The 12,833-nt window shown below is 66.5% G+C and carries 13 protein-coding genes; 3 read left to right on the top strand and 10 right to left on the bottom strand.

Features of this window, described 5'->3' with window-relative positions; translation table 11 throughout:
• Window position 1: 1 nt before the first annotated feature.
• The 6 genes from U4960_RS01030 to U4960_RS01005 form a co-directional block, all read right to left on the bottom strand.
• The gene (locus tag U4960_RS01030) at window positions 2-412 is read right to left on the bottom strand and encodes a Zn-ribbon domain-containing OB-fold protein (protein WP_324261760.1); all 411 of its coding nucleotides are present in this window, start codon (window positions 410-412) and stop codon (window positions 2-4) included.
• Window positions 409-1,509, bottom strand: coding sequence for an acyl-CoA dehydrogenase family protein (locus U4960_RS01025; protein WP_324261759.1), 1,101 nt, complete (start codon window positions 1,507-1,509; stop codon window positions 409-411). Before U4960_RS01025 ends, U4960_RS01030 begins: the two co-directional genes overlap by 4 nt.
• Entirely contained in the window at window positions 1,506-2,750 is a 1,245-nt protein-coding gene (locus tag U4960_RS01020; RefSeq protein ID WP_324261758.1) for a cytochrome P450, read from the bottom strand. Before U4960_RS01020 ends, U4960_RS01025 begins: the two co-directional genes overlap by 4 nt.
• A 76-nt stretch (window positions 2,751-2,826) precedes the next feature.
• Window positions 2,827-3,600 carry a ThuA domain-containing protein gene (locus U4960_RS01015; protein ID WP_324261757.1) on the bottom strand — a complete coding sequence of 258 codons (774 nt, stop codon included), beginning with the start codon at window positions 3,598-3,600 and terminating at the stop codon, window positions 2,827-2,829.
• A complete protein-coding gene (locus U4960_RS01010; protein ID WP_324261756.1) occupies window positions 3,600-4,610 on the bottom strand; it encodes an NADP-dependent oxidoreductase in 1,011 nt (336 codons plus the stop codon). Before U4960_RS01010 ends, U4960_RS01015 begins: the two co-directional genes overlap by 1 nt.
• A 23-nt stretch (window positions 4,611-4,633) precedes the next feature.
• Window positions 4,634-6,787, bottom strand: coding sequence for a molybdopterin-containing oxidoreductase family protein (locus U4960_RS01005; protein WP_324261755.1), 2,154 nt, complete (start codon window positions 6,785-6,787; stop codon window positions 4,634-4,636).
• Between the two features lie 128 nt (window positions 6,788-6,915).
• Between U4960_RS01005 and U4960_RS01000 the strand changes: the two genes are divergently transcribed.
• Entirely contained in the window at window positions 6,916-7,917 is a 1,002-nt protein-coding gene (locus tag U4960_RS01000) for an NADP-dependent oxidoreductase (RefSeq protein ID WP_324261754.1), read from the top strand.
• Here U4960_RS01000 and mobA read toward each other — a convergent pair.
• Genes mobA through U4960_RS00985 form a run of 3 tightly spaced genes read right to left on the bottom strand, consistent with a single transcriptional unit; the run spans window position 7,914 to window position 9,190 of the window.
• Window positions 7,914-8,423 (bottom strand): molybdenum cofactor guanylyltransferase, encoded by a 510-nt coding sequence (gene mobA / locus U4960_RS00995; RefSeq protein ID WP_324261753.1) that lies wholly within the window; start codon window positions 8,421-8,423, stop codon window positions 7,914-7,916. The genes U4960_RS01000 and mobA overlap by 4 nt on opposite strands.
• A gap of 7 nt (window positions 8,424-8,430) precedes the next feature.
• Window positions 8,431-8,772, bottom strand: coding sequence for a putative quinol monooxygenase (locus tag U4960_RS00990; RefSeq protein WP_324261752.1), 342 nt, complete (start codon window positions 8,770-8,772; stop codon window positions 8,431-8,433).
• A gap of 4 nt (window positions 8,773-8,776) precedes the next feature.
• Window positions 8,777-9,190, bottom strand: coding sequence for a nuclear transport factor 2 family protein (locus tag U4960_RS00985; protein WP_324261751.1), 414 nt, complete (start codon window positions 9,188-9,190; stop codon window positions 8,777-8,779).
• A 128-nt stretch (window positions 9,191-9,318) separates the two neighbouring features.
• Here U4960_RS00985 and U4960_RS00980 point away from each other — a divergent pair, with 128 nt between their 5' ends.
• Window positions 9,319-10,137 carry an SDR family NAD(P)-dependent oxidoreductase gene (locus U4960_RS00980; protein WP_324261750.1) on the top strand — a complete coding sequence of 273 codons (819 nt, stop codon included), beginning with the start codon at window positions 9,319-9,321 and terminating at the stop codon, window positions 10,135-10,137.
• 6 nt (window positions 10,138-10,143) lie between these two features.
• On the opposite strand, the gene U4960_RS00975 is transcribed toward U4960_RS00980, so the two are convergent.
• Window positions 10,144-10,920 (bottom strand): SDR family NAD(P)-dependent oxidoreductase, encoded by a 777-nt coding sequence (locus U4960_RS00975; RefSeq protein ID WP_324261749.1) that lies wholly within the window; start codon window positions 10,918-10,920, stop codon window positions 10,144-10,146.
• A gap of 200 nt (window positions 10,921-11,120) precedes the next feature.
• On the opposite strand from U4960_RS00975, the gene U4960_RS00970 reads away from it, so the two are divergent.
• Window positions 11,121-12,752, top strand: a complete 1,632-nt coding sequence (locus U4960_RS00970; RefSeq protein WP_324261748.1) for an FAD-dependent oxidoreductase — start codon at window positions 11,121-11,123, stop codon at window positions 12,750-12,752.
• Window positions 12,753-12,833 lie beyond the last annotated feature (81 nt).

Below are 12,833 nucleotides of genomic sequence, written 5' to 3'. Positions count from 1 at the left end.
ATTATTGCTCCGGCCGGAAGGCGAAAGTGGTGTGGCGGTCGTTGAACGGCACCACGCAGAATTCCATCGCCATGCCAAGCGTGAGATCCTCCAGCACAGCATCGACGATGCGGGTCTCGACGATCACTTCGCCGGGCAGCTCGACATAACCGATCAGGTAGGGCTTGAAGTCCTGCGGGCCGTCTTCCGGACCTGAGCCGGGGCCTTCGTAGGGTTCCTTCGGGCAGAAATCCTGCCGCGTCCATGACCAGAGCGTGCCCTTGCGGGAGAGCTTGCAAGGCTCCACATCGCGCGCCGCGTCGCCCACCGGCATCGGGAACACGATCTCGCCATTGGGCAGGCGCCCGCCCATCAGGTGCGGTTCCGGCTCGTCGCTCCACAGCGCGGGGTCGATCGGGGTCAGGGCGGTCATGCGGCCTCCGAGAACTTGGCTGCGTATTCGGCCAGGGCGCTGTCGGCATCGCCGAACAGGCGGCTGAGCAGCAGCACGCGCTTCATCGCGTGGCCGATGGCAAGCTCGTCGGTCACGCCCATGCCGCCGTGCATCTGCACTGCCTCGCGCGCGACCTGGTCAGCCTGTTCGCCGATGAATGCCTTGGCTCCGGCACAGGAACGATGCCAGGCGACCGGGTCAGTATGGTCGGCCAGGGCCGCGCGATAGAGCATCGAGCGCGCCTGTTCGAGCGCGCTGTAGCATTCGACCAGCCGGTGCTGGAGTGCCTGGAAGGTGCCGAGCGCCACCCCGAACTGCTCGCGCTGCTTCACATAATCGAGCGTGTCATCGAACAGCCGCTGGGCGAGGCCAAGCATTTCGGCCGAGGCCAGCAGGCGGACATCGTCAACGATCGCCAGCAGCCCGGCGAGCCCGAGCGAGAGGCGCGCCTCGCTGCCCAGGCTTACATTGAGGCAGCGCAATTCGCAGGCCATGCTGCCATCGGCGAGGCGGTAGGGGCGGCGCTCCAGCCCGGCAGCATCGCCGGGCACCAGGAACAGCGCAGTTTCTCCGCCGCAATCGGCCGAGATCACCAGCCAGTCGGCCATGGCCCCGCCCAACACGAAAGTCTTCTCGCCCGAAAGGACGAAGCCGTCCCCCTGGGTTCGGGCGGTCATGCCCTTGGCGATGAGGCTGTAGCGCTGGCTCCGTTCGGCCAGTGCGCAGGCCACGATCGACTGGCCCGAAAGCACCTGGTCAAGCAAGGCCTGCTGCCCGCTTGCGGCGAGAATCCGCGCAGGCAGGACGCCGTTTTCCAGCCACGGGTCGGGCGCATTGCCGCGCCCCAGCGCTTCGGCCACCAGCGCCAGGTCGATCGGCCCGCCGCCCATGCCGCCGGCCGCGTCGTCAACTGCAAGGGCCAGCAGGCCGAGCTCGGCCAGTTCGCTCCACCGCGCCCGGTCATAGCCGTTGGCGTGGGCGCGCAGGCGGCGCCGGAATTCGGTATCGACCGGTTGCACGAACCGCTCGACTGCGGCGCGGAACATGTCCTGCTCTTCGGAGAGGTCGAAGTTCATGCAGCACGTCCGAAAGTGATCGGCAGCCGGGTGACCCCGCGCAGCAGGATGTTCGGCAGGATGGCGATGCCGCTTTCGTCGGCCACCTTGAAATCGGTCAGGCGGCTGAGCAGCTCGTCAAACGCGACCAGCATTTCCTTGCGGCTGAGCATGTTGCCGACGCACATGTGCGGGCCCTTGCCGAAAGCGAGGTGGGCGCGGGCATTGGTGCGTTCGATGTCGAACTTGTCGGGGTTCTCGAACCGGGCCGGATCACGGTTGGCGGCAGCATAACGCAGCTGCACAACCGCTCCCGCCGGGATCGCCATGCCGCCAAGCTCGGTATCCTGCTTGACGATGCGCCACATGCCGGCGGTCGGCGTTTCGTAGCGCAGGGCCTCCTCGACCAGGTTCATGATCACCTTGGGATCCTTGCCCCCGGCGGCGGCGACTGCTTTCTCCATCTGGTCCGGGTTGCGGATCAGCTGGAGCAGCCCGCCGGCCAGGGTCGAGGTGGTGGTCTCGTTCCCCGCGACCATGAACTGCTGCATGATCGACATGATTTCCTCGTCGGTCAGCGGCGTTTCACCTTCGACGCGGGCGGCAACGAGATCGGCGAGCAGGTCATCGCCGCCGTGCGCGCGGCGCTCGTCGATCTTGCTCTTCATGTACTTCTGGAAGGCGACCAGGCTGCGCGCGCACTCGAGCACCCGCTCCCGGTTGACCATCTGGCTGAACCGGTCAACCGCCGCGTCGGACCAGTCCTTGACCTGCTTGGGATCGTTGTCGAGCCCGATCTGCTGGGCGATCATCGCCACCGGCAGGGGGATGGCGAAATCTTCCACGAACTCGCATTCGCCCCGGTCGGCAAACCCGGCGATCAGCTCGATCGACTTGGCACGCATGTCGGCCTCGATGGCGTTCACGCGCGGCGCGGAGAAAGCGAGATTGACGAGTTTGCGGTTGCGGGTGTGGACCGGGTGGTCGGCGGTCAGCAGGGTCGGCGGATTGTCCCACCCCTCGGCCAGGATGGCGCGGATTTCGTCGTCATCGGCCCCCATCAGCGCGGTGAAATCGTTGGAGAACACCTCCGGTTTCATTGTTGCTTCGCTGCACAGGTCGTAGGAATAGACCACATAAGTGCCCATGTCGGGCAGATGCTCGATCCTGGTGCCTGCCGCATGGGTCTCGGCGTAGAAATCGAACGGATCGACCAGTGTCTCAGGGGCGAAGACATGGCGGTTGTTGACTGGCTTGTTCATGGCCGCAAAATCCCACTCCGGTGCGTGATGGCCAGACCCTAGCCAGCACCTTGGCCCGTGGCATTGCGTCAAAATGTTAGGCGGGCGGGGCGGACAGGAAATCCAGTGCATTGCCAAGCAGTTGGCGGACATGGGGATTGGCGTATGTGGCCGGTCCGTCGCCCGGTTGCAGGTAGACCAGCCGGCCATTGCCGACCGTGCGGTGCCAGGCGATCAGATCGCTGCCCGGGGGATGCTCCCATCCGGCATTGCTGAACATCTGCCCGCCCACTGCCAGCGCGGCGGAATAGAAGTTCCCGGCCACGAAAGCATGGCGCGCGCGCAGCAGCGGCTCGACCCGGTCCTCGAACACCGGGGCGAGATAGAGCTCGTCGCACAGTTCGAAAGTGTTCGGCAGACCGGCGGTGACCGCGTGATCGGCCAGCACCTCGGCGGTGTAGGCAACATCATGGCGATAGCCGGAATCGGGCATGGCCAGCCCGCGTGTTTCGCCCGGCTGGTACAGGAACCGCCCGCCAACCATCTCTGCCCATTCGGGCCACTCGGCCCATCCGGCCAGCGCATGGTGCCAGGCGACCGCGCCCCTCCCGGCGGCAAAGTGGGCGCGGATCGCGGCCTTGTAGCCCTCTGACGGCGGGCGCGTGGTCACCGTGCCCTCGGCAAAGGTATAGCCGGGCATGTCGTAAAACAGGATTGCGTCAGCCTCGGCCGCTGCGCCGTCGGCCACAGCCTTTTCGGCCTCGGGGTGAACCAGGTGGGTCACCTGCCACCCTTCAAGGCTGGCCAGCAGCGCGGCGAATGGCGCTTCCTCGTAAGGGTGGCCGCCCGAGAGGACCAGCAGCCGCCTCATCAGGCGATCTTCAGGATCATCTTGCCCTGGTTGGAGCCAGCGAACAGCCGCATGAAGGAATCGAAGGTGTTCTCAATCCCCTCATCGACATGCTCGTCGGTCACGATCTTTCCGGCGGCGACCCATTCGCCCATCTTCGCCGCGCCTTCACCGAAGCGGGGGACATAGTCCGCCACCAGCAGCCCCCGGATGTCCGCGCGCTTGACGATCAGCTGCCACAGGTTGCGGATGCCGCGCGGCTCGGTGTTGTATTCGCTGATCAGGCCGCACAGTCCGACCCGGCCCTTGAGATTGAGGTTCATGAGGCCCGCATCGAGGATGATCCCGCCGACATTCTCGAAGATCACGTCGACGCCATCAGGCGCGGCTTCAGCAATCGCGCGGGTCAGCGCGGCTTCGTCCTTGCCGCGATAGTCGATCGCCGCATCGAAGCCGTAGCGTTCGACCAGCCGCGCGCATTTCTCCGGTCCGCCGGCAATGCCGATGGCGCGGCAGCCTCTGATCTTCGCCAGCTGGCCGACAATCGATCCGACTGCACCCGCCGCTCCGGTGACGAGAACCGTCTCGCCCTCCTTCGGCTCGCACACCTCGAGGAAACCGAAGTAGGCGGTCATACCGACCGCGCCGAAGATCGACAGGTAGTTGGTAACGCTCGGCACCAGCGAGGGGTCAATCGGCTGGGCAAAGCCGCCTGCCACGCCAATCGAATAGTCCTCGATGGCGTTGAGGCCCATGACCCACTGACCCGGCGCAAAGCCCTCGGCGCGGCTTTCCTCCACTACCCCGATGGTGCTGGCCCGGACCGGAGCATCGAGCGGGATCGGCGGCATATAGTTGCCTTCCGCGTCCATCCACCCCCGCATCGCCGGGTCGAGCGAGGCATAGTGGTTGCGGATCAGGAATTCGCCCTCCGCCAGTTCCGGCGTGGGCTCGGTGACGAGTTCGAAGTCCTCGCGCACCGGGGTGCCGTCCGGGCGGCGCCGGAGGAGGAAACGGCGGTTGTCAGGCATGTATCATCCTTCGTTCGCAGAGGTCAGGCGGCAGCAATCCGCACGGGGATCGCGCTTTGCAGGGCCTGCCCGGTAATCGGGTCGAAATCGACTTCGTCGCTGGTCAGCCGGTTGGTCGAGGAACCGCGCTCGCGCACGTCGTGCTTGCCGGCATCGGCATCGCCATAGGCATGGGCCATCGAGACGAGGCCCCGGCGCACCTTGTCACTCGCCTTGACCACCCCGTGAATGGTGGCGTGCGCGCTGCTGATTTCGACAATCGAGCCTTCGGCAATCCCCAGCTCGGCCAGATCATCGGGATGGATGTAGGCCGGGTTGGTGGTGGTCTTGGCGCGCAGCTTGCTCAAGGGATGGCCGATCGAGTTGAACCGGGTCTTGGAACGGCGCGAGATCAGGCGGAAATCGAACCCCGCGCGGCGGGCTTCGTCAGCGCCGTATTTTGCGAGCTCGGCGGGCATGGCCCCGGCGGCGAGATCGAACCGTTCCTGCGCTTCCGGATCGGCCGGGCCGACCAGCGGGTGCAGTTCATCATAGACCACTGCCGCGCCGCCGGCGGCCTGCGCATCGCGCCGAACCTTGCTGGGCGGGACCAGGCATCCGGCCGTCATCAGGTCGAGGAACAGCTCCTTGGGCGGCGGGGTATCCCGATCCATCGGCAGCGGGCCGCCCGCCAGTTCCATGGTCACGCCCAAGTGCTTGGCGATGGTCCACATCATTTCGTATTCGTCAATCACGTCGCCCGGCGCATCGGCCACCGGCTCGACATAGCGGGCATAGGGCCGCTCGTGCCACCATTCGCTGAGGTTGGTGATATCCTCCCGCTCCAGGCACTGCTTGGGCGCAAGGATCACGTCGGCGCGTTTGGCGCTGGCGCTCATCCACGGGTCGATCTGGACGAACAGCTCCAGATCATCGAGCGCGCGGACCATCTTGGCCTGGTTGGGGAAGCCCACCACCGGGTTGCCGCCGACCGAGATCAGCGCCCGCACCTGCCCGTCGCCGGGGGTGAGGATTTCGTCTGCCAGCACATTGCAGGGCATTTCCAGCCCGAGCTGGCCAAGCCCGCGGAAACGCGACTTCGCCATGCCTTCGGCGCCGTACATCGGCATCTTCGGGCCGACCTGCGCCCGGCGTGGCCCCTGGGCGGTGAACACGCCGGGGATGGCCGCCTTGTCGCCTTCCTGGGGGAAACGCGCGCACAGCGTGTTGAGGCAGGTGACGAGGTATTCGGTCAGGGTGCCGTTGCCGGCCATTTCGGGGCCGGTGCCGGTCACCGCGCAGCCTTTCTGGGCCTGGGCAAACATCCGCGCGGCAGCCACCAGCTGGCCCTGGTCGACCCCTGCGCGCGCTGCGGCAACATCGGGAGTGAAGGCTTCGACGGCTGCCTTCAGGTCGTCGAACCCGTCAACATGCGCGGCAACGAAATTGCGGTCGTACAGCTCTTCCGAAATGATGACGTTGAGCATCCCGGCGAGCAGCGCCGGGTCCTCGCCCGGCTTTACCGGAAGGTAGATGTCTGCCAGCGCACCGACTTCGGTCTCGCGCGGGTCGGCGACGATCAGCTTGAGGCCGGCCTTCTGCCGGTCGCGAATCCGGCGCGAGGGGCTGAACGGCGGCACCCCGCCCGGCGGCGAGTAATGCGAGACCATCGGGTTGTTGCCGACCAGCAGCGCCACATCGCTGTCGCTGAAGGTGTTGGTTCCGCCCAGCCACTTGCCATAGCGCGCCGTGGTGAAGACCTTGGCCGGCTGGTCGAGCGTGACCGAGGTGTAGTAATTGCGCGTCCCGATCGCCTGGGCGAGGCTGTAGGTCGCGGCCCAGGCTGAACTGTTCTGGTAGCCGCCCGAGCCCATGAACAGGGCGACCGAATTGGGGCCGTAGGTATCGATGATCCGGCGCAGCTCGCCCGCGACATGGGCCAGCGCCTCCGGCATCGGGGTGTCGCGGAACTGGCCGTCTTCCCCGCGCACCTGCGAATGGATCAGCCGGTGCGGCGCATTGTGCGATTCGGGCAGCTGGCGCCCCTTGATGCAGGTATAGCCGCCGTAAGCCGGATCGTCCGGATCGCCGCGCACCTCCAGCACCCGCCTGCCTTCCGGCCCGGTCTCGACATCGACCAGCATGGCGCAGTTGGCGTGGCAGAAGCGGCAGAACGTCTTGTGTGTCTCGATGCCCATGATGCGCTCCATTTTCCCCAGCGCACACTAGCAGGACGCGGGCGGCTCTCGACTGGCACTTTTGGCCGTGGCTTGGCACTGTCCGGCCCCGCAATAGGCTCGCCACAGCCAATCCGAGGAGCATCCCAATGCCTGTCACCACCCGCCAGTGGCTCTTGAACGGACATCCGCGCGGTCGCGGGATCGAGGACAGCGATTTCAAGCTGGCAGAAACGAAGCTGGCCGAACCCGGCGAAGGCGAAGTGCTCCTGAAGACGCTCTACCTCGGTTTCGATCCGGCGCAGAAGGGCTGGATGGAGAACATTGCCGATTACGTCGCCCCGATGGCGATCGGCGATGTGATGCGCGGCAGCGGCATCTGCGAAATCGTGGCCAGCAACCATCCGAAGTTCGCGGTGGGGGATCTGGTGTTCGGCAGCACCGGCTGGACCGAATACCTGGTTTCCGACGGGAAGGATCTCACCAAAGTCGAGACCGATCTTTCGCCCACTTCTGTGCTGTCGATCCTCGGCACGACCGGCGTCACTGCATGGTGCGGGCTGTTCAAGGTGGGGCGGCCCGTTTCGGGCGATACCGTGCTGGTATCGGGCGCAGCGGGTGCGACCGGCTCGATCGTCGGCCAGCTGGCCAAGATCGCCGGGTGCCGCGTGGTCGGCATCGCCGGGGGCGAGGACAAGTGCCGCTGGCTGGTCGAGGAAGCGGGCTATGACGCAGCCATCGATTACAAGGCGGGCAGCGTTCGCGCCCAGATCAAGCAGCATTGCCCGCGCGGGGTCGACGTGATCTTCGACAACGTCGGCGGCAGCATCCTCAACGACATGCTGGGCGAGATCGCCACCGGCGCGCGGGTGGTGATCTGCGGCGGGATCAGCCGCTACGAGACTGGCTCGCTTCCCGCCGGGCCGCAGAACTATTTCAACCTGGTGTTCCGGCGCGGCACCATGGCGGGCTTCATCGTGCTCGACTGGGCCAGCGAGTTTCCTGCGATCCGCAGGCGGCTGGAGGGGTTTGTCAAGGACGGCCGCCTGACCTGGCAGGAAGACATCCAGCACGGGTTCGAGAACGCGCCCGACACGCTGCAGCGGCTGTTCAGCGGCAAGAACCGCGGCAAGCAGCTGCTCAAGCTCTAGCGCAGATCTTCGGGGCGGTTCACATTGGCGAGCGGCGGGTCGAACCTGACCTGCCGCGCGCCGACCCGTTCGGCAAATCCGTAGAGCGCGCGGCCACCCCCGGCGAGATAGGCGTCGAGATCGCCCGCCAGCGAGGCTGGCCACCAGCCGACCACGGGCTGGTCGGCGGCACAGCTTGCCCCGTCGCCGGACAGCACGGCTCGCAGGCCAGAGGGCAGGTTGGGCACGTCGCAGCTCGTGCTCAGCACCGCATCGAACCCTTCGGCCCGGGCATGGCGGAGCGCGGCATTGAGCCCGCCGAGCGGGCCGAGGCCTGGCTCTGGCCAGTCAGGCAGGCAGGTGAAGGACGGGTCTTCGCGCCCGCACACCACCAGCGCATCGGCCTGCGGGCGCAGCACACCCGCAACCCGGTCGATCAGGCGTTCACCATTGACCAGCGCCAGCGCCTTGTCGCTGCCGAAGCGGCGCGACTGGCCACCGGCGAGGATCGCGGCCAAGACTTTCAAGGGTGCGTCAGCCGAAGTCCTCGGTCGCGACACCCTGATCGTTGTAGACCGGCCCTTCGGCATCGACCCGGTACTTCCTGCTGACTGCGCCTGTCAGCCCGAACTGGCCGATATGGTCACGCATCCCGGTATAGGCCGGGTCGCGGAAATGGGCAGCAAGGTCTTCCTCGCTTTCCCATTCCTCGAACACGTTGACGCGGGAGGGATTGCTGAGGTCGGCGCTCCAGTCGTAATGGATGCAGCCCTTCTCGGCCAGCGCGGCATCGATGAACGGGCGGGCACTCTTCAGCGCTTCTTCGCGCTGCGCGGGATCGAGATCGATCTGGGCGGAAATCAGTATCTTGGCCATCGGGTCAGCCCTCCTTTGGCTGGAATTCGGCGACGATCCGGAACACGCGGCTGGTGTAGAACCAGCGTCCACCGATCCTGGCCAGCTTGTCTTCATAAAGGCCGCCCACGTGCCGGGTGGTCCCGTCCTTGCTTTTGAGAATTTCCTGGGTCTGGACCCGGCCTGTGGCCCGGTCGCCGTCCACTTCGATCGCGCAGGGCACGCACTGGAAGCTGACCGCCTCCAGCCCGCCCATTGCGCCTTTCCACATCTCCACGATCGCGGCCTTGCCGTCCACCGTGTGGCCCATCAGGTTCCAGTGCGCGTCTTCCGCCCAGACCGAGCCCCAGGTCTCGGCATCGATCCGCACTACGCCGTCGGCATAGATCTCGTGCAGTTCGCGGATCGCCAGGCGATCCTCCAGTGGCCCGTTGTACATGGCAGCTCTCCCTTTTCCTCTGGCCGAGCCTATCGGCGCTTTGGCCCTGGCGAAACAATGGACACTTTTGGCAAGGGCGCCGCAGCGTCAACCGCTCTAGGCTCGGGGCCAATCTGATGGAGGAGAGCATGATGGGCAGGCTGCAGGGCAAGAAGGCGGTCATTCTCGGCGCCGCGAGCAAGGACAACATGGGGCAGACGGTCGCCCGCCTGTTCGCGCAGGAAGGGGCCGAAGTCATGGTCGCCGGGCGCAAGGAAGGCCCGCTCAGGGAACTGGCCGACGAAATCGGCGGCCACTACGCGCTGTGCGACATAACCAGCCATGCCGAGGTTCACGCATTGGCGGAAACGGCGGCCGCGAAAATGGGCCGGGTGGATGCGGCGGTCAACACCAGCGGCTGGGGCCTGCTGGCCAACCTGCTGGAGATCACCGAAGAACAGCTGGACCAGATCGTCGACCTGCAGTTCAAGGGGGTGCACCACTTCCTCCAGGCGTTCGTCAAGCAGATGGTCAGCCAGACGCCCTCGGGCGGGTCGCTGATTTCGCTGTCCTCGGCCACGACCCATGCGGTGATCGGCAACCACGCGGCCTATATCGGCACCAAGGCCGGGTCAGAGGCGCTGATCCGCTGCGTGGCGAACGATTTCGGGCAATACGGGATCAAGGCCAACACCGTTTCCCCTGCCTTCACCGAAAGCCCGATGACGTCTGACAGCTTCAAGGTGCCGGGCCTGGTCGATGCCTTCCTGCCGCGCTATCCGCTGGGCCGCCTCAACACCAGCGAGGACGTCGCCCATGCCTGCCTGTGGCTGTGCAGCGACGAGGCGTTCGTGACCGGGCAGAACATCCAGCCCAACGGCGGTCTTACCTTGCGCGGTAACCCGCAGGCGGCCGACCTGGAACGCTCGATCGGGGCGGCGATGGCGAAGCTGCAAGGGGAAGGCTGACGCGCCTCAATACTGCGCGGTTCCACCGTCGACGCTGATTGCCGCGCCGGTAATTCCGGCACCGGCGTCAGAGGCGAGCAGCACGGCCACCGCAGCCACTTCCTCCACCGTGTTGGGGCGCTTGATCGCGGCTTCGGCGGCGAACATCGCGATCATCTCCTCGAACTCCATGCCCATCGCCTTGGCCGTGGCAGGGCCGCTGTTCTTGATGATGTCGGTGATGACCAGCCCGGGGCAGATGCAGTTGGCGGTAACCCCTTCGGTGCCGACCTCGCGCGCCAGCGACTTGGTCATCCCGTTGATGGCGTGCTTGGCAGCGGTGTAGGCGGTGAAGACCGGCTTGCCGTGCTTGCCCTCCATGCTGGAGATGTTGATCACCCGGCCCCATTTTTGCGCCAGCATGGTTTTCAGCGCGCGGCGGGTGGCCCAGAAGGTGGAATAGACGTTCCACTTCATCGCTTCGTCGAACGCCGCATCGCTCAGATCGACCAGCGGTTGCAGGTCGCCGGCGCCGCCTGCGTTGTTGACCAGGATATCGACCCGCCCGAAGTGGGCGACCGCCTTGTCGACAAAGCCCTCGATATCGGCCTGCACCATGGCGTCGCCCGGGATGAAAATGGCCCGCTCGCCCGCGCCGAGTTCGGCCAGCACTTTCTGCCCTTTTTCTGCGCCCCGCGCCATCAAGGCGACGCTTGCCCCTTCGGCAAGGAAGGCTTCGGCAATCCCGCGACCCAGCCCTGCGGTCCCCCCGGTAATGGCGGCGATTTTCCCTTGCAGCTTCATGTCTCGACTCTCCCCGTCATTGCGAGGAGCCGCAGGCGACGCGGCAATCCAGGGTGGCACGCGGGGGCTCTGGATTGCCGCGCCGCTTCGCGGCTCGCAATGACGGGTAAGGCCAAAGGCGAAGCGACGCACCTTGCCAATTTGGGGGGTGCCAAAATGGAGGGTTGGCGCACGGCCCTGTTGCGCGCTTAGTCGTGCGCATGAGCGAAACCATCGACACCGACGTTATTGTTCTTGGCACCGGCGCGGCCGGCATGGCCGCCGCCTTGGCCGCGCGCGAATCCGGCGCAGACGTGCAGCTGGTCGAACGGTTTGGCCGGATCGGCGGAACCTCCGCCATATCGGGCGGGGTCATCTGGGTGGCGGACAACCCGTGGATGCGCGCGGCCGGCATGGCCGACAGCAAGGACGATGCGCTCGCCTATTTCCGCAGCCTTGATCATGGCGATCTGGTTGACGAGACGCTGGAGGCTTTCGTCGGCACCGGCCCCGAGGCGCTGGCGTTCCTCGCGGAAATCGGCGCGCTCAAGGTGGCCGTGCTGCCCGGCTACCCTGACTATTATCTCGACCGCCCCGGCGCGAAGCCGCAGGGCAGCCGCGCGCTCGATCATGACCTGTTCGCGCTGGGCGAACTGGGCGAGTGGGCTGACCGGATCTACGCGATCGAGGAGCCCAAGCCGCTGATGCTGCGGGAAACCCCGCTCGGCGGGGCGACCGAGATGGTTGCGCCCGAAGTGCTCGGCCAGCGCATGGCAGAGCGGCTGTGCGGTTTTGGCCAGGCCATGGTCGCGCGCCTGCTCAAGGCCTGCCTTGACCGTGGGATCGAGCCCCTGCTCGGCGTCACCACGCAGCAGCTGCTGCGCGAGGATGGCCGGATCGCAGGGGTCGAGGCGGAACGGGACGGCAAGCCCCTCACCCTGCGAGCCCGCCAGGGCGTGATCGTGGCAACCGGGGGATTCGAATGGGATGCAGAGATGCGGCAGGCGTTCCTGCGCGGTCCGGCCGATGCCCCCGCCAGCCCGCCCACTGCGCGCGGCGAGGGGCTTGCGCTGGCGATGGCGGCCGGGGCCAAGCTCGGCAACATGACCAGTGCGTGGTGGGCGCCGACCCTGGTCACGCCGGACGCGCCCTGGCCCGGCGGCGAGCAGCGCGCCCAGATCGTGCTGATCGAGCGCACCGTGCCCCATTCGCTGATGGTGAACCGGTTCGGGGAACGGTTCTGCAACGAAGCCGCCAACTATTCCGCGCTGGGCGGGGTGTTCCACCAGTTCGATCCGGCCAGCTATGATTACCGCAACCTGCCGGCCTGGCTGGTGTTCGATGCGCAGTTTGCGGAGCGCTATCCGCTCGGCACCCGGATGCCGGGCCAGCCACTGCCTGACTGGGTGGCAAGCGCGGACACGATCGAGGAACTCGCCGTGACAATCGGCCTTGATCCGGCGGCGCTGGCAAACACTGTCGCCCGGTTCAACACCCATGCCGAAGCGGGTCACGATCCCGATTTCGGCCGCGGCACCAGTGCCTATGACCATTTCTACGGTGACCGCAGCCGCTCCGGCACGGCCGTCACCCTCGGGCCGGTGTCGCAGGGGCCGTTCCATGCGGTCGAGATCAGGGCGGGCCTGCTGGGCACCAACGGCGGCCCGCGCACCGATGGTTCAGGGCGCATCCTGGGCCATGACGGTGCACCGATCCCGGGCCTCTATGGCGCTGGCAACGCCATCGCCTGCCCGACCGGCGGGATCTATGCGGGTGCAGGCGGTACGCTCGGCCCGGCGCTGACTTATGGCTACATCGCCGGACGGTCTGCCGCCCGGCGGGACAATGTCTGAGCACGCCCTGGCCTGAACGCGCCCCGCCTGAGCACGCACACCTGCCAACGGCCGGTCGCGCAGTTGAGGGCGCGTCCTCGC

Source organism: Altererythrobacter sp. H2 (assembly GCF_035319885.1).
Taxonomy (GTDB): Bacteria; Pseudomonadota; Alphaproteobacteria; order Sphingomonadales; family Sphingomonadaceae; genus 34-65-8.
This window is presented reverse-complemented; position numbering and strand designations above follow the sequence as displayed.